11 protein-coding genes are annotated in these 18,869 nt (G+C 35.7%); 6 read left to right on the plus strand and 5 right to left on the minus strand.

The window, feature by feature from the left end; genetic code table 11:
• Positions 1–4 precede the first annotated feature (4 nt).
• Positions 5–331 carry a hypothetical protein gene (locus HGP29_RS07785; RefSeq protein ID WP_168881802.1) on the plus strand — a complete coding sequence of 109 codons (327 nt, stop codon included), beginning with the start codon at positions 5–7 and terminating at the stop codon, positions 329–331.
• Between the two features lie 95 nt (positions 332–426).
• Positions 427–1,278, plus strand: coding sequence for a prolipoprotein diacylglyceryl transferase (gene lgt, locus HGP29_RS07790; protein ID WP_168881803.1), 852 nt, complete (start codon positions 427–429; stop codon positions 1,276–1,278).
• A 59-nt stretch (positions 1,279–1,337) separates the two neighbouring features.
• On the opposite strand, the gene HGP29_RS07795 is transcribed toward lgt, so the two are convergent.
• The 5 genes from HGP29_RS07795 to HGP29_RS07815 form a co-directional block, all read right to left on the minus strand.
• Entirely contained in the window at positions 1,338–2,759 is a 1,422-nt protein-coding gene (locus HGP29_RS07795; RefSeq protein WP_168881804.1) for a sulfatase, read from the minus strand.
• A 2-nt stretch (positions 2,760–2,761) separates the two neighbouring features.
• Positions 2,762–4,180 carry a sulfatase gene (locus HGP29_RS07800; RefSeq protein ID WP_168881805.1) on the minus strand — a complete coding sequence of 473 codons (1,419 nt, stop codon included), beginning with the start codon at positions 4,178–4,180 and terminating at the stop codon, positions 2,762–2,764.
• Between the two features lie 31 nt (positions 4,181–4,211).
• On the minus strand, positions 4,212–5,621 hold the full coding sequence (locus HGP29_RS07805) for a sulfatase (protein ID WP_168881806.1): 1,410 nt from the start codon (positions 5,619–5,621) through the stop codon (positions 4,212–4,214).
• A 3-nt stretch (positions 5,622–5,624) separates the two neighbouring features.
• Positions 5,625–6,548 (minus strand): alpha/beta hydrolase, encoded by a 924-nt coding sequence (locus HGP29_RS07810; protein WP_168881807.1) that lies wholly within the window; start codon positions 6,546–6,548, stop codon positions 5,625–5,627.
• Positions 6,549–6,651: 103 nt separating this feature from the next.
• Positions 6,652–9,030 carry a glycoside hydrolase family 3 N-terminal domain-containing protein gene (locus HGP29_RS07815; RefSeq protein WP_168881808.1) on the minus strand — a complete coding sequence of 793 codons (2,379 nt, stop codon included), beginning with the start codon at positions 9,028–9,030 and terminating at the stop codon, positions 6,652–6,654.
• Positions 9,031–9,501: 471 nt separating this feature from the next.
• Here HGP29_RS07815 and HGP29_RS07820 point away from each other — a divergent pair, with 471 nt between their 5' ends.
• Genes HGP29_RS07820 through HGP29_RS07835 form a run of 4 tightly spaced genes read left to right on the plus strand, consistent with a single transcriptional unit; the run spans position 9,502 to position 18,838 of the window.
• Entirely contained in the window at positions 9,502–12,669 is a 3,168-nt protein-coding gene (locus HGP29_RS07820) for a SusC/RagA family TonB-linked outer membrane protein (protein ID WP_168881809.1), read from the plus strand.
• Positions 12,670–12,679: 10 nt separating this feature from the next.
• The gene (locus tag HGP29_RS07825) at positions 12,680–14,218 is read left to right on the plus strand and encodes a RagB/SusD family nutrient uptake outer membrane protein (RefSeq protein WP_168881810.1); all 1,539 of its coding nucleotides are present in this window, start codon (positions 12,680–12,682) and stop codon (positions 14,216–14,218) included.
• A 15-nt stretch (positions 14,219–14,233) separates the two neighbouring features.
• Positions 14,234–17,002, plus strand: coding sequence for a sulfatase-like hydrolase/transferase (locus HGP29_RS07830; protein WP_168881811.1), 2,769 nt, complete (start codon positions 14,234–14,236; stop codon positions 17,000–17,002).
• 12 nt (positions 17,003–17,014) lie between these two features.
• Positions 17,015–18,838: a hypothetical protein gene (locus tag HGP29_RS07835; protein WP_168881812.1), complete on the plus strand. Its 1,824-nt coding sequence runs from the start codon at positions 17,015–17,017 to the stop codon at positions 18,836–18,838.
• The last annotated feature ends 31 nt before the right edge of the window (positions 18,839–18,869 follow it).

Below are 18,869 nucleotides of genomic sequence, written 5' to 3' on the forward strand. Positions count from 1 at the left end.
ACTAATGAGCATTTTTATTGTCCTATTTTCATTTGCTATAGCGATTGGTCTAGGCTCTTATTTAAGTATTAATGCAAAAAAGAATAAATTAAATTCTCCAGACCACACTTCGACACCTGAACTAAACGACGCCAACGTTATTAGTTTAGCAAGCCAATATGAGGACGGGATAAGTGTTGCGGCACTCTGCCTTAAAACCAAATCTTCTGCAAAAGCAGCAAAGAAAAAATTGGAAGAACTGAGATCTGAGGGCATTTTACATTTGTCTATTGGAGAAAATGGAACTGAAAAATATATGATCAGTGATACCTCTTTGCTTGATAAAAAGTAAATGTAATACGATACATCTTCACTGATTTTAAAATTGCCTTTTGATTACATATCAAAAGGCTTTTTTGTTTATAAATGCTTTTACATATTTGTAGTATGGAATCACTACTAGCATACATAAACTGGGATGTCAATCCTGAGATCCTCCCAGGTATTTTACCTGTGAGATGGTATGGTTTACTTTTCTCACTAGGATTTTTCATTGGCACATGGATTATGGCCAAAATTTTTGTTAGAGAAAATAGACCTGAGTCTGATGCAGACGCAATTTTAATTTACATGGTAGCCGCTACAATAATCGGAGCAAGACTTGGCCATGTATTTTTCTATCAACCTGATTATTATTTAACCCACCCTATAGAAATTATTCAAATCTGGAAAGGTGGTTTAGCCAGTCATGGTGGTGCGATTGGTATTATCGTCGCATTGTATTTTTATGCTAAAAACCGACCTGATCAACCTTGGTTATGGATACTGGATAGAATTGTAATTCCAGTAGCATTAGCGGGTTGTTTTATTCGTTTTGGTAACCTGATGAACTCTGAGATTATCGGTAAAGCAACGGATGTACCTTGGGCATTTATCTTTGAAAGAGCATATGTTGAAGATCCTATGACTCCACGTCATCCAGCACAATTGTACGAATCTTTAACTTACTTATGTATCTTCTTTATTTTAGGTGCAATCTATAAAAAAGAAGGTCCTAAATTACCGCAAGGAAGGTTATTCGGTTTATTCCTAGTACTTGTCTTCGGTATGCGATTTGTTTGGGAATTCTTTAAAGAAAACCAAGTTGCTTTTGAAGCAAATATGGAATTAAACATGGGACAATGGTTGAGTATTCCTGCTGTATTAGCTGGTTTATTCTTTATCTGGAGATCAACAACTCCTGCCGCTGCTCCTCCTCCATATCCAGAGGTTAATCCTAATGAAGGAAAAAAGAAATAAATAAAAAACTCCACTGAATGTATTTTCAGTGGAGTTTTTTATTTGATCCAATACTTCAATTATCTAGACTCTTCTAGTTTATATTCTTGTAAAGCTGAAGCTAAAAAATCTCTATGCTTATTTACTTCATCTGCATAAGCAGGATCCTTCACAATATTTTTATTTTCTTGAGGATCTTTGATTAAATCATACATCATTTCAGCAATCACTTCTCCTTGTTTGTTTTTGAATAATGTATATCTAAAACCTTTAGTTCTAATAGAATCACCTTGTTTCCATCTACTCAAAGTATAGTCTTTAACTGATGCCTTAGGATTCTTTAAAATTGGTAATAAAGATTGCCCTTGTAATTGTTGAGGTTGGCTAATATCTGCCAATTCACATAACGTAGGGAAGATATCTACAATCTCTGCAAAGCCTTCTACTTTTGCCTTCTTTGTTTTTTTAGAAGACTGTGGCTTGATAATTAATGGAACGTTCAACGCTATATCAAATGTTGAGTGTTTTGCCCAGAAGGTATGTTCACCCAATTGCCATCCATGGTCACCCCAGAGTACAATGATTGTATTGTCGTACAAACCTTGCTCCTTAAGTTCTTGAATAAGTTCACCTAAAAGGTAATCTGAGAAACTTACAGAAGCATAATATCCATGTTTTAGCTTTCTAGCCATTTCATCACTCACGTTTCCTTTACGCGGTACTGTTCTGTACGCTCTAAGTTCACCCCATGTCGTTTTTGCGATGTTAGGCATTCCTTCTGGCAAGAATGGATTTTCTGCCATGGCTATTTCCTCTTCATTATATAAATCCCAAAAACGTTTTGGAGCAACGAAAGGCAAGTGAGGTCTAGCTAAACCAACTGCCATAAAAAAAGGCTGATCTTTTTTCTTGAACTCTTTAAGTTTCTTTTTTGCTAGATCAACAGTTCTACCATCCAAAAAGTCGGTATCCTTACTGTTCTCTACGATTTCATAAGGTAATGACTTCTTATAAGGTTTCTGTGGATTTTCCTTATCAGCTACTAAAGCTGGGTCATGCCACTCAAACATATCCTCTGCAGGATGAAATTCAGTCCAAGAACGTTCAACAGCATCTTTCTTACCATGAATTACTTTACCTGCAGAAAAAGTGTAATAACCGTTTTCTTTAAAGTGTTGACCAATGGTAACGGCATTAGGATAATCCTTATCAATTTTAGCTCCTGCATCTACAAATCGAGTTACAGTAGGTCTTACGCCTGTATGCATAGAAGCTCTTGATGCTCCACAAACTGGCACTTGACAAAACGCATTATAAAATGTTGTCGCATGCTTACTTAATGCATCTATGGATGGTGTTTGAATTATTTTATTATCATAACACCCCAACTCAGGTCGAAGATCATCGACTGTAATTAATAAAACATTCGGCTTCTCTTGAGAGAAGGTGATAGTAGGTAGCAACATTGCTCCTACTATCAAACTTTTAATTTTTTTATACATAACTAACTAGCAGCTTTAACTTCAGCAGTCCAATTCTTAATCATTTTCATCAACTCAGCATTTTTAGGATCGTTGGCATTGAAAATATTATTTGCCTCATATGGATCCTTGCTTAAGTCGTATAACTCATAACGCTCTTCTTTATAGAAGTACATCATTTTAAGGTCACCGTCTCTTGCTACAGTTACATGAATATCGCCTGTAGAGTTTGGCCTTGCTCTTGAAGAGTGCCAGAACAATACTCGGTCTTTAGATCTACCTTTTTCGATATTAGTTTTAATACTCATACCATCAAGGTGTTCGCTTGGGTATAAGTTCAAATCACATAAGTCTAATAAAGTTGGGTATAAATCTGTATTTGTAGTCACCTGATCAATCACTTTATGTCTAGAAATCTTTGCTCCTGAGAAGATCAAAGGAACTTTTGTTCCACCTTCATAAGAGTGGCCTTTACCTGCTCTTAATGGTAAATTAGAAGTAGCTAAATCTCTATTACTTGTTAAACCTCTATTGGATAAACCACCATGATCAGAAGTAAATACAATGATCGTATTATCATAGATACCTTGCTCTTTTAAGGTTTTAACGATTCTTCCTAAGCTCTCATCCACAGACTCTACCATGGCAGCATATACAGGATTATTTTGATGCATTTTCATCTGTCCATCTTTCTGAGTGTACTCAGGACCTTCAAATGTCATTCCTTCCAATTTCGTCTTGTATTTCTTAATCATTTCTTTCTTTGCTTGGAAAGGAGTGTGTACTCCATAGTGACTTAAAATTGCAAAGAATGGCTTTTTATCATGATTAGCAGTAATAAAATCAATTGTTTCATCTGTAAGACGGTCAGTTAAATACTCTCCTTCTTCACCTTCATCCAATCCAATGATTGTTCCATGGCCTTTCTTGTTGATCTTTTTAGGGTTCTTTGAAGTGTTATATGGAAAGAAATAAGATTTAGGAGCTCCAGCTGCACAACCTGCGATATTGATATCATACCCTTTATTATGTGGCCACTCATCTTCCTCATGACCTAAATGCCATTTACCAGCAAAGAAAGTATGGTACCCTTGATCTTTGAATGCTTGACCAATTGTCTTTTCATTATCATAAAACTTTTTCCCTTTGATGGTATTCTCATTTTTTGCTGGAATACCTGCTCTTGCCGGATAACGACCCGTCTGTAAAGCATATCTTGATGGCAAACATCTAGGGTGAGCTACATAAGCATTCGTAAAGTCTACTCCTTCTTCTGCTAAGGCATCAATGTTAGGAGTCTCATAAAAATCAGCATCATGATGTGAAATATCAAAGTATCCCAAATCATCTACTAAAAATATCAATACATTTTTTTTGTCCTGAGCTATTACACTGCTAGCACAGAATAAAAATAAACTAAATAATAAGTTCAAATATCTCATGATTAATATAATTGATGTTGTTAATCTTATTTTAATTTGAAGGTATTCTTACTGCATTGACGTCTTTCTGCCAAGCTAGAATTTTCTCCTTCAATCGTTTCGCTACCTTGTGATCTTCGTGGTAGACATTATTCTCTTCATAAGGATCTTCATCTACTTGATACATTTCGAATCTTTCCTCATCATAGAAATAAAACAACTTGTAGTTATCTTCTCTCACTACAGTACAATTAGTATCTCCCGTAGACCTAGGTCTCGCCATTGGAGAATGCCAATAAATTGTCCTTTTTATCTTCTTATTTTTTGTGATCGCTTTTTTGATACTCACCCCATCTTTGTGTTGAGAAGGAATCAATGGCAAATCACAAAGATCAAGAAGTGTAGGATAAAGGTCTGTATTTGTTGTCAATTGCTCCGACTTTTGTGATGCATTCGGAACATTACCTGCGATAATTAAAGGTACTTTAGTTCCACCTTCATAATTATGTCCTTTTCCGGCTCTTAAAGGTAAATTCGAAGTAGCGATTTTCCTTTTGTTACCTACACCTCTGTTCGATAAACCTCCATGATCTGAAGTAAAGACAATAATTGTGTTATCATATAAGTTCCTATCTTTCAATGCTTTCACAATAGCACCTAAACTTTCATCTACAGATTCTATCATTGCAGCATAAACTGGATCATTTTGATGTTGCTTTGTTTCTCCATCTTTATGAATAAACTCAGGTCCTTCGAAAGACATTCCCTTAAGTTTCTTTTTATACTTCTGAACTAGCTGTTCTTTCGCTTCTAATGGAGTATGTACACCATAATGGCACAGCATCAAGAAAAAAGGATCTTTGTGTTCTCCATTAATGTATTGAACTGTTTCTTTTGTCAAGCGATCAGTTAAATACTCTCCTTCATTTCCTTCTTCCAAACCTACAATCACCTTATGATTTCCTGATCTCTTTGGATCTTTTGGGGTGTTGTAAGGATAAAAATACGATTTTGGTGCTCCTGCACTACAACCTGCTATATTAACATCATACCCTCTATTGTTGGGCCATGTTTCTGGTAGTTTACCCAGATGCCATTTTCCAGCAAAGAATGTAGTGTAGCCATTGTTTTTAAATGCTTGACCAATTGTTATTTCGTTATCCGATAAGTTACATTCATCTTTCCCTTGGAAACCCGGAACACCTACTCTTGCAGGATATTTACCCGTCTGTAATCCGTATCTTGAAGGAACACATCTAGGATGTGAAACATAAGCATTAGAAAAATCTACACCTTCTTTAGCTAATGCATCAATATTTGGCGTTTCATAAAACTTGGAGCCATGAAGGCTAATATCATAAAATCCCAAATCGTCTACTACAAAGACAACTACATTTTTCTTCTGAGCAAAAACAGAAGATAAAATAGTAAAGCTGAATATAAAAAGTAATAATGTTCTCATCACTTATTGTCTTATTGGATAAATAGCATCAGACGGAATCTCTACTTTAAAATTCTCTTTTAAGTAGTTCTGCTCCACTAAGAAATCATCTGTTGCTTGTAGTGTATCATAATACCATCTACTCACCGTTCCTGCTGGGTATCCTTGTTTTTTCCCATATCCTTTATTGAAAAAAGAGTGTTCTGCACCAGTGTAAACTATCATTTTTATATCTACACCTGCTTCTTGTGCTCTCTTCTCAAAATCTCTTGCGATATCTAATGGTATAACCTTATCTAAGTCCCCTAACTGTACTAAAGTGGAAGGAAAAGCATTACTCATATTTGGTCTTGGACTAAATGTTTCCCATTTAATACCTTTTGCGGATAGTTCTTTTTCTACTAAACGGAATCCATAACCCTTATCACTTACATCCAATACTGGATTAAAAAGCAATAGTAAATTCGGTTGGTAATCTTTTTTCGTAATGGAAGTACTCAATGGATCAATAAATGCAGTACTTGCTGCTAGATGTCCCCCTGCTGAACCGCCTCCAATAGCGATCATATTTTTCTTAATTCCGTATTTCTTTGCATTTTTTCTTACAAAAGCTACTGCTTCTTGTGCATCTTCGACAGCTTCGTAGATTGTTGTATTGTTTCTCTTCCTTACCCTATATTCTGGGCAGAACACAACAAGACCTCTATCTGCAAAATGTTTTGCCTGATTATAGAAAGCTTTGGGGCTTCCAGAGTTCCAACCACCACCATGGATAAAAATAATTGCTCCTTTGGAAGAGGCCTGTTTTTCTGGCTTAAAAATATGTAATGATAGTTGTAGGTCATCTACTGTTTTATATACCTCTTTTTCTGTAGGTTGAATGGTTTGTCCAACTACAGAAAATTGGATAAATACAGAGATAACTAGTAGTAATAATTTTGCTTTCATTTCATAAAGAGGTTAAAAAATGTGAGGGTCCATGATTTAAAATAGTCACACAGTTATGGACCCTCAATCATTTTAATTTTTGATACTTTATTATACTTACAGATTACATGGCCGGATAATTCGGCTTGTAACTGTTAAGGTCTAATTTTTTTGTTTCAGAAACCTCCAATTTAACCTTTGTTAGATCTTTATCTCTTGATGAAGAACCAACCATAATTGTGAAGTCGCCTTTTTCTACGATCCATTGCATTTCTTGATCAAAGAAGGCTAAGTCTTGAGTATTCAACTCAAATGAGATTGATTTTTTCTCACCTGCAGCTAAAGATACTTTTTTGTATGCCTTTAATTCTTTGATTGGTCTTGTTACTGAAGAGTAATTATCTCTGATATAAACCTGAACAATTTCATCTCCATCCCTTTTACCAATGTTTTGAACATCACAAGAGACAGTAAATGGCTCATCTCCTTTAATTGTTGATTTATCAATGGCAACATTTGAAGTTTTGAACTCAGTGTATGAAAGACCAAAACCAAATGAGTACAATGGATTTTTATCCGTAAACTTATACTTATGGAAGTAGTGTGAAGGCTTATGGTTATAATATAACTTGATTTGACCTGCTGTTCTTGGTACTGTGATCGGTAATTTTGCTGTTGGGTTCACATCACCAAATAAGATTTCTGTGATCGCCTGACCACCAAAGCTACCTGGCTCCCATGCTTCAAGAATACCATTCATATTGTCTTCTAACCACTCTTCACCAATTGGTCTACCGTTTACTAATACTGCTACTACTGGTGTACCCGTTTTTTTAATCGCTTTGATTAACTCTAACTGACGACCTGGTAGATCGATATGAGCTCTATCTGTATTTTCGCCGCAAGTCTTGTTTTTCCAATCGTATCTTAATGAATTTTCTCCTACAACTACAATTGCCAAATCAGACTTAGATGCTCTTACTGCCGCCTCTCTGATTGATTTATCAGAAGTTTGACCAATAATTTCACCGCTATTATAGTAATCTAATTTAAATCCTTTTTGCTTTGAAACAGCTTCTAAACCTTCTTTTACAGTAACAACTCTGTCTTCAGGTTGGTACCAGTGCCAATCGCCTAAGATTGTTTCATTGTTAGCGTTAGGTCCTGTTAGGAATACTTTTTTATACTTACCTCCTGCTAAAGGAAGGATACCATCATTCTTTAATAAAACGATTGACTTTCTTGCTACTTCTAATGCAGTTGCTTGATGCTCTTGGTTGAAAACAATTTCTTCTGCTTTTTTCTCATCAACAAAAGGATTTTCAAATAAACCAAGACGGAATTTTACTTCTAATATCTTAGCACAAGCGTCATTTACTCTTTCTTCAGGAACTATACCTTTCTTAACCGCTTCTACGATCGATTCTGTAAACTTAGGACCATGCATGTGCATATCCATACCATTATTTACAGAAGTTCTGAAGGCATCATCCATCGTTTCAGCTTGGTGATGAAGTGTATGAATTCTTTCAATATCCATCCAATCTGATACATAGAAACCTTGGAAGCCGTATTCTTCTCTAACAATATCTGTCATTAAAAGCTTACTGTTATGACATGGAATACCATTTACTTCGTTATGTGCTGTCATAATAGAAAATACATTCGCTTCTTGTACAGCTCTTCTGTAAGGAGGTAAATGTACTTCTCTAATTGTTCTCATTGAGATATCTAATGGAGAAGCGTTGGTACCATTCATAGGCTCTCCACCACCGATTAAGTGTTTTGCACAAGCAATTACTTTCTCATTTCCTGTGAAGTTTTCACCTTGGAAACCTTTAATCATTTCAACACCCATGTTACCTACAAGGTATGGGTCTTCACCGAAAGTTTCGCCAACTCTACCCCAACGGGCATCTCTAGCGATATCGATATTTGGCGTAAATGCCCAATGCGAACCAGTAGCTCTCATTTCTTTGGCAGTTTCTACACCAATTCTGTTAGATAATTGCTCTTCCCAAGTACTTGCTAAACCAATTGGAGTAGGATAAATAGTTGCTCCATAGTTTAAACCATTACCATGAATGGCATCAATACCTATTAATAATGGGATTTGTAATCTAGATTTTTGAGCTAGTTTTTGTAAGTGGTTTGCTTCCTCAGCAGAGATAACATGTAAAAATGAACCGATTTTTCCTTCCTCAGTCATTTTTGCAATATCCGAAGAATGAAGTCCAGGATAAAAACCTAATGCATCATTATTATGCAGGTCATCTGGAGACAAATCTTCCTCTGCTTTTTTCATATGTTCTAGGCCTACATATTGGGCCATTTGGGCAACTTTTTCTTCTAATGTCATCTGAGACATCAGGTCTGCCACACGATCTTGAATCGCTACGTTTGTGTTTTTGTAGATAGGTTGATCGTTGCTTGCTTTTGTTTCACATCCGATGATGCCAACAGCTAATGCCAGAGCAACAGCACCTTTGATTAAGTTTCTCATTGTCGTATCAAAAAATTAAATTATTGATATCACAAATCTCGAAAAGATCTAAAAAAATGTAGTTTAATTATTAATCTTACACTTATAAAAATGGTTCAATAAAAAAGCGTTCACAGTACTTACAACCCTCTTAATATAGTCAAAATAAAGGTTTTATTACTTTTTTTAAACATTGAACGTTTTTCAAACCTACAAGAACTATTACTCGTCTATTGTGATATATACACTTTATACATTTGTTACATCAAGGCCAACAAAATGAATTATAAAATATTAATAAGAAATCACATGGAAAATTATTACCTTAAGGAATGAAACATCAGTAATGTAGAATCAGCCAAGTTCATTAAATCGCTAAATCAAGTAGTTTCGAGACTACTAACTAATCGAGAAAAAATTTAATGAATTAAATAAGTACGTTAATATTGATATCAACTTCAACAGATTTTTTTCAGTTGAATAACACATAGTATGATGAAGTGTATAAATCTACTCTTTATTCTGTTTTTACTAACGCTATCCAATAACTTCACTTTTGCACAAAACCAAGAAACTTACACTGTAGAAGGTATTGTAAAAGATGAAAGTGGAATCACTCTACCTGGAGTGAATGTATACGTTAGAGAAACAAGGAACGGAGTCAAAACCGACTTCAATGGAAAATTTTCAATCAACCTAGAAGAGACCGCTACTTTGGTTTTCTCTTACATAGGTATGAAGACGAAAAGAGTCGAAGTAAATCCTTTCGATTTAACCAATAGAAATTTAGATATTGTGCTTAAAGAGGACATGGAATTATTAGACGAAATCGTCGTAGTAGGATATGGTAGTCAAAATGCCAGTGACCTTACCGGTTCTGTATCACAATTAAAAGAGTCTGACGATGTAGTGAGACAATACAATAGTGTTGACGAAGTACTACAAGGACGTATGGCCGGTGTTCAAGTAACTAGTAACAGTGGTCAGCCAGGTTCGGGTATTAGTGTAAAAATTCGAGGTACAAACTCATTAAGAGGTAACAACGAACCATTATATATTGTTGATGGTATCGTTATTAGTTCAGCAGGTGAAGATACTAATTCTGCTTTTTCTGATGGAAACGAAGACCAAGGAGTTCAAAATGGTCTTGCAGGTATTAACCCAAGAGATATTGAATCGATAGAAGTACTTAAAGATGCTTCCGCTACAGCTATTTATGGTTCAAGAGGTGCCAATGGTGTAGTTTTAATCACGACAAAAAAAGGTAATAAAGGAAAAGCTAAAATCAATGCTTTTGTAAATACAGAAGTAGCAATGATCTCTAAAAAGATTGATGTATTAGATCCCCAAGCATTTGCACAAATGACCAACGAGGTATCTATGATGAAAGGACAGCTTCCTAAATACCACATCAATAATGGTCAAATTTACGGTGTAGATGGAAACGGTTCAATTAGCACTGTTCCATTGACACAAGTAAATTGGCAAGATGAAATTTACCAACCAGGTGTAAGTACCAATGCTCAACTTTCCGCTTCAGGTGGTACTGATAACACAAAGTACTATATCTCTGGTGGTTTTAATGACATGAATGGTATTGTAGAAAATTCTAATATGAAGTCTGGAGACTTAAGAATGAACCTACAAACTAAAGTAACGGATAAGTTAAAAGTGGATGGCCGTATGTCGATGTATTACTCACAAGGTCAGTTTGCTCAAAGTGGTTCAAAAGGTGGTAGTAGCCGTTCATTCACAAAATCGGTAGTCAACTTCCAACCATTCTATGAGCATGATGCTGAAATCTCAGACATTGGTTTATCATCTCCACTATCATTTATTGAAGACTACGAAGATTTAACGCAAGAGTTAAAATTATTCGCTTCAATGAATGCTACTTATTCATTCAATAAGAATTTCAAATACCAAATGAGAGCGGGTACTAACTATAGATCGAAAGAAAGATCTATTTGGTACGGTAGCAATACTCAAAAAGGTAGTCAGACAAACGGTGCATTAGGTATTTCTGGATTAAGCAGATATTCTTATGTGGTTGATAACTTATTTATGTTTAATAAGAACTTCAATAAGAAACATAGAATTGATGCAGTAGTTGGTTTTGTTGTAGATGGTGTAACGAGTACTCAATCCAATTCAGAATCGGAAAACTTCCCGGTACATACATTAAAAGCAAGAGCCCCACAATTAGGACAAACTATTGTAACTCCTTACACTGAAATGACGAGTTCAGAATTATTGTTATCTGGTTTAGGTAGATTCTCATACACATATGATAATAAGTATACCTTAACTGCTACAATGAGAGCGGACGGGTCGTCAAAATTCAAATCACAAAACCAATTTGGTTACTTCCCATCAGCGGCCGCAGCGTGGCATATTTCTGAAGAGAATTTCTTAAAAACTTCAGACGTTGTTTCTAACCTAAAGCTTAGAGCATCTTGGGGTCTTACTGGTAACCAAGCAATCACTCCTTACCAAACTTACGATAATTACGGTGTTGTTTACTACACAGATTACAACAACAACACTATCATTGGTGCAGGACCTAATAACATCGGTAATGAAACTCTAAAATGGGAAACAACGCAGCAGTCTAACGTAGGTATTGATTTCGGTTTATTTGAAGGAAAGATTTATGGTTCATTTGATGCTTTCTATAAAACAACAGATGACCTTCTTCAAGAGATTATGATTCCTACTTCAACAGGTTTTACTAGTTACTTAACCAACAGAGGTAGTATTGAAAATAAAGGTATCGACTTTATGCTAGAGACAGTTGCTTATTCTAAGAAAGACTTAACAATTACGGTAGGTGGTAACATCTCTGTAGTTAGATCAAAAGTACTTGATTTAGGTATTCCTGAAGCTCCTGTATATATCAACGGTCAAGAGCAAATGGCCTCTTATTACTTAGGCAACAACATCTCAACGGGTACTTACTTTAAGCAACCTGCTAACATCTTTATGGTAGGACAACCTGTAGGTGTATTCTGGGGATATCAAACCAACGGTATTTACCAAACATCTGAAGATGCAGCCAATGGTCCAAGTGTAAATGGTAATGCTCCTTCTGCAGGTGATATCGCTTTTGTAGACCAAAATGGTGATGGTAATATTGATGCTTCAGACATGACAATCATTGGTGATCCTAACCCTGATTTCATCTTCGGTTTCAATACTAAAATCACGTATAAAAACCTTACAATTAGTGCATTGTTCACTGGTTCATTCGGCAACGACATTGTTAACGGTAACTTATTGATCGAATCAGATGCTTACCAAAATAATAAGAACGTAAGACCTGAAGCATATTACAATGCATGGAGACCAGGTGTAGGTGATGCTTCTGCTCCAAGATTAGATCATCCGGATGCCACATTATTCACTGATAGAATAGTTGAAAGCGGTAACTACTTAAGATTATCCAACTTAACAATTGGATATGACCTACCGATCAAATCAAACAGTATCTCAAGAATGAATGTATTCTTTGCGGGAAGAAACCTGTTTACTCTAACTAACTATTCTGGTTATGACCCTGAGGTCACTTCATTTATGAGCGATGGTAGTATTATGGGAGTTGATTGGAACTCATTCCCGAATGCAAAAACATACTCATTAGGTCTAAACGTCACTTTCTAAACATACAGGCATGAAAAATAAAATCATTATATTTTTATCGTTTGTACTTTTATCCACAAGTTGTTTAAAAGAAGATCCTCCATTTTTAAGTGATGAAAACTTATTCACTACAGATGAAGGAATAAAAACAGCAGTAAACGGTATTTACTCTTCTATTGCTGGATTTAATTACTATAGTTCTGATTTAATGCAATTGGTAGACTTCCACTCAGGGATGCTACAATCTACAAGAGCACAAGATCAAAACGCTATTGCAGCCTTAAACCCGCTTCCTAATGATACATTTGTAGAGAATGTTTGGAAAGCATCGTACCAAGCGATCAACAGATCGAATGAAACGATCATGGGTATTGCCAAATTCCAAGAAGACCCTTCGGAAACTGCATTAAATGAATTGGGGCAAGCACACTTTATCAGAGCACTAGTTTACTTTAATTTAGTTCGTTTATATGGCGATGTACCTTTAAGAACGGATAAATTAAACATTGAAAACTTAGATGCTCCAAGAGTTGAAAAAGACAGTGTTTATCAATTAATCATCAGTGATTTAAAACTTGCTGAAACGAACCTTTTTGATAAATCAGTTCAAAATATCGGTCGTCCGGGTAAACAAGCTGCCAACATGTTATTAGCTAAGGTGTATGTTACTTTAGCAGGTAACGAAAGTGGTTCAGAATATTGGGCAATGGCCAAAGAAGAAGCATTAAAAGTTTACGGTCATTATCAGCTAGTAAGTGATTACAACACACTTTGGCATGAAGGCACAAGAAACAATAACGCGGAATCAATCTTCGAAATCCAATACAACCAAGCGAATAGTGGTAATGTAATTCGTTTACATACACCTAGTAATGCTTTTGTAGGCCAATCATGGGGACGAGTTTTACTTAACCCAGAAGTAATTGATCAGCACATGGGACAATACCCTAACGATCCTCGTTTTGAAGCTACTGTAATGTACAACTACATCAAGTACAATTCTGATGGAACAGAGAATGGTGAGCAAAAGATTTACCCAATGGTGGCAAGAACAAGTAAATCAAAAGCATTCCCGTTTGTAGGTAAATTCTGGATCTGGGATCCTAAAACTCCTACACCTTATTCTGATGCCAACCTAACAGTCATGAGATACTCTGAGTTATTGATCATGTTAGCTGAAATTACTAACGAGATCGACGGTCCTGCAGCTGCAGAGCCTTACATTAACGAAGTACTGACAAGAGCTAGGAATTCTGAAGGAGGAGACGGTATTCAACCAGAAAATATCACTGGTTTATCACAAGATGAATTCAGAATGAGAATTATGAGAGAATATCAATATGAACTTCTAGGTGAAGGTGGCGAATGGTTTAGAAACCGCCGTAGAGGACTAGAATATTTTACGACACAAGTAGTAAACGTTCATAATGATCGTGTAGCTCTAGATGGCAACCAAGGATTTGATGTAACTTATGATGATGCTGAAAAAGCGATGCTTCTTCCAATTCCTCTGACTGAAATCAATACCAACTTACAAATTGGTAGTGATGATCAAAATCCAGGTTATTAATCGATACTTATTATCATGAAAAAATATATTTTAAGTTTTTTCCTACTAACTGCAGCATGGTCTTTGGGCCATGCTCAGCAGCAGGAAAAAAAGAACATCTTATTCATCGCTGTCGATGACCTTAAGCCTACCTTAGGTAGCTTTGGTGATGATTACGCCATCACACCAAACATCGATAAATTAGCGGATGAAGGGACTGTCTTCTTGAACAACCACTGTCAGCAAGCTGTTTGTGGTCCATCGAGAGCCAGTTTATTAACTGGATTACGTCCAGATATTGTAAAAGTATGGGATCTAAAAACAAAGATTCGTAACAAGCGACCTGATGTTGTAACACTACCTCAACATTTTAAGAATAATGGTTACTTGGTTTATGGTGTAGGTAAAATTTACGATCCTAGAAGTGTTGATAAACAACAAGACGCTACCTCTTGGACAGAGTATACACTTCCTCAAAATTTAAAATACCCTGAAGGGTTTAAAGAGCCTGTATTCTCTTACTACCAAAACCCTGAAAATATTAAGAAGATTAGATCTTTACGTAAAGAAGCTGAAGCAAAGGGAATAGAGAAAAAGAAAATAAATAAGTGGGTACAAAGCCGCTATAAACCTGCCTACGAAAAGGCTGACGTTCCAGATGATGCATACATTGATGGAGCAATTACTAACCAAGGTATTGAGTACATAAAAGAACTTTCAAACAAAAAAGAACCTTTCTTTTTAGCTGTAGGTTATAAGCGACCTCACTTACCTTTTTCTGCTCCAACAAAGTATTGGGATTTATACCAAGAGAATGAAGTACCTCTAGCCAAGTTCCAACACAAAGTAGAAGGTGGTTACGATAAAGCCTACCATACTTCCAACGAACTAAGAGGATACAAAACTGAAGGCTTAGAAGTTGGACAAGAAGACGGTTTAGCAGTTATTTCAGAAGATGGCCAAAGAAAATTAATCCACGGATACTACGCGGCTACATCATATGTAGACGCATTAGTTGGAAAACTTATCGGTCAACTTAAAGAAAGCGGTTTAGATAAAAATACCATCATTATTCTTTGGGGTGATCATGGTTGGCATTTAGGTGACCATAGACTATGGAACAAGCACTCCAACTTTGAGCAGGCAACTCGTTCGCCAATGTTGATTGTAGATCCTACTCAGAAAACAGTAAAACAAGTAAATAGTGTTACTGAATTTGTAGATATCTACCCTACCCTTTCTGATTTAGCAAATATTCCTGTACCAACTCATTTATCAGGAACTAGCTTAAAGCCATTATTAAATGGTTCAGAAAAAGTAGTTAAAGATTATGCGGTAACTCAGATTGCCAGAGGACAAATTACTGGATACTCTTTAAAATCTGGAGACTTAAGGTATACAGTTTGGTACGATAAAAACCCTCGTACTAAAAAGTCTTTAGAAGGTTCTAAAAGAGTTGCAGAAGAATTGTACGATTACGCTGCAGATCCTTTGGAAACAAAGAATCTAGCTAATCATAAAGCTTATAAAAAGAAGTTAGAAGCAATGCGTACATTATTTTTAGACTTCTTTATGAACGAAAGAGAGTACAAAGAATTTAGTGTCGGACAAACTCAATCTTCTAAAGATAATTGGTTAAAAGATGCTAAAGCTCGTATCGAAAAACATAGAAAAGGAGATGTATCCTTAACTGTCTTGGACAAGAAAGGAAAGCCATTTTCTGGTGAAGTAAAAGTTGAACAGATAGGCCACCAATTTCGTTTTGGTGGCATTGTCAACTCTCAATTATTTACTAGTGATAAAAAAGAAATTTACGAAGAAACATTTGCCTCTGTCTTTGAGCATGCAGGATATGAAAATGCTCTAAAGATTAAGCATAAGAAAGCTTTCGAAAAACGTCATGATCAAATTGATCCTTTTCTAAAGAAAAACAATATCTCGCTAAGAGGTCATGCTTTAGTTTGGGAAAAACAAAAGAACATGCCGAAGGAAGTTCAAAAGTTTGTTTCTGATAAAGACACAACACAACTGATCGCTTCTTTAGAAGAGTATGTAAAGTTTGGTCTTGAAAACTATAATGTCATTGAATGGGATGTTTTGAATGAACCTAGAGAGTGCCATGATGTACAAGACTTAACAAAAAGAAATTCTTGGGCTCACTGGTTTAAATATGCAGAACAAATCAGAACAAATGAAAACGTAAAGTTCTACTTAAATGAGAACAAAGTGATTTCTTCTCCATATAAAACTGCCGAGAAAAACATCTCTTTTCATTATAAAGTCATAAAAGATATTCTTGCAGAAGGTGCTCCATTGGAGGCGCTAGGCTTCCAATCTAGAATGAAACAACACATCCACCCTGCAGATATCTATGACAGGCTAAATATCTTCGCTGAATTCGGTTTACCAATGCTAGGGACTGAATTTGAGATTGTCGATTCCAACTATCAAAAGTTTACTGAAGAAGATAGAAAGAACATCACAAGAGAAGTGATGACTGTTTACTTCTCTCACCCTATGGTAGAAGGACTTTATGTTTGGACTCCATTTGGTACAGACAGAAAAGCCTTTTATGATTTGGATGGTAATCCAAGAGCAGAAGCAGAAGTATGGAAATCTCAATTAGCAGAATGGTCTACAAAAGAAACCTTATCTACAGATAAATCTGGTGTTGCAAATTTTAGAGGTTATAAAGGAACGTATAAAGTTAGCATCACTAAAAAAGGGAAAACATATACAAAAGTATTTAAAGTTGACCAGCCTGAAAATACTATTACAGTAAAACTCACTGAACTTGCCAACTAAAAAGACATTGAAATGAAACAGTTATTTTACGCTACAATAATAGGACTTCTGTTATCCGCTGTAGGATGTCAGAAACAAGATCCATTGAATCAAATCAGTACAGAATACTTAGATTCATTATACTATGCTCCAGGATTGTTCTTTCCATTAGATACAATGGAATCAGCCTTACCAGAGTATGAAAATACCTATGGAGTTAACTTCTTACTAGAAAGATTCTACAGTGATGATCCTGCAGATAGTTCGATCTGGGAAAACGCTATCGTTGATAAAACAACAGGTGTCATTTTAATTCTTGATCCAACGCTTTTAGAAGTAGACAAACAATATTATGCTGATATTTCTTCTTTCACAGTAAGTGGTAAACGTATCCACTCAAAAGCTTGGACAATGTCAGTTACTGAAGTATCTGGTGAGTTATTTTATTCTTCTTCTGAAACACAATATGAGCGTTATTATGAAGGCGAAGTATTCCAACTAGATAGTGCTTACTTTGGAGAAGGCAACAATGCAGTAACTTACAGTTTTGCCACACCTATTAAAGGTTTAGCTATTGACAGTGAAACAGGTAACATCAGTAAAACTGAATTTATGGAAGCTGGCGACTACACCATTGCAGTACAAGTAATTACTGAAGGTGGTATTACAGTAATTGATGAAGCTGCAGTACTTTCATTATATGGGAACCCTGAGTTAGTTTACCAACCTTCTTTATATAAGATCCAACCTGAATATGATTTAGTAGCTACACCTGCTTCTCAGGATTTCCTAGAGGGTGCAACCTACGAATTAGTCATTCAAGATGGTAAAACATTAAATAACTTAAGTATCGATGCTCAAGGTGTTATTTCATTACCTGAGAACCACAACAATGCTATCGACACTTATGTAATTAATGTTGTAGCGACTTTAGATGATCAAGAATTTACTTTCGAAAACGCATTGACAATTGAAATTGTTGCTGAAATTCAACCTGAAGTTTCATTTACAGAGAATAAAGTGACATTATCACCTTGGACTCCATATACATTAACTCCAGAGTTATTCTCATTACCTAGAAATACTACTGTAACATTAGAAACAGTACTACCAGAAGGCATGTCATTTGATGCTGCAACTGGTGTGATAACTATTGATGAGGATCAAAATTTCACAGATGCTACATATGATATCACAATGGTAGCTACTACTCCTTTAGGAACCACTCGTTTAGAAAACCTTGTTCAAATTGTCATTGAGTCTAAAGGTTCTGTGCTATTCGAAGATGATTTCACTGACAGTAAACTAAGAGCAGAGTATGTAAGTCATCAATATGTGATTGACGACAACGAAAGAAGTGGTGCCAACCTTAATACAAATGCTGATAGAGAATTTGCTAGAGCACAAGCCAATGTTTGGGGTGGTAATTACCAAAGATGGTCGTATTTAGCACTTAGCCTTTCAGTAGGTGACATTAAGAGAGCTACACTAATTTTTGATAATGGTGTCAATAAAGATCTTAACGATTATGGTACCTACAAAGAAGATTTCTTTAGTGTTAATTACTCTACAGATTATGACGGAGGCAGTGATGTTCATAGCTTTACTTGGAATAAAGATGAGAACGCCATCTTCTCTACAACAGGTATTGGTAATGAAATGGATGAAGGACCAATGACAAGTTCAGGTCTTTTAGAAATTCCTTCTCAGTACTACACAGGCGGTAAATTAAATATCTCATGGCTTGTACATAAAGACATGAAAAACACTCCTGATGAGTACAAGACAGGACATACATTAGCATTTACCAACGTTGTAATTACCGTTTATGATAAGTATTCAGCAATTATCGAATAATAGATAATTAAATTTTATATTTGGGGAAGAA

The sequence above is a fragment of the Flammeovirga agarivorans genome, assembly GCF_012641475.1.
Lineage (GTDB): Bacteria > Bacteroidota > Bacteroidia > Cytophagales > Flammeovirgaceae > Flammeovirga > Flammeovirga agarivorans.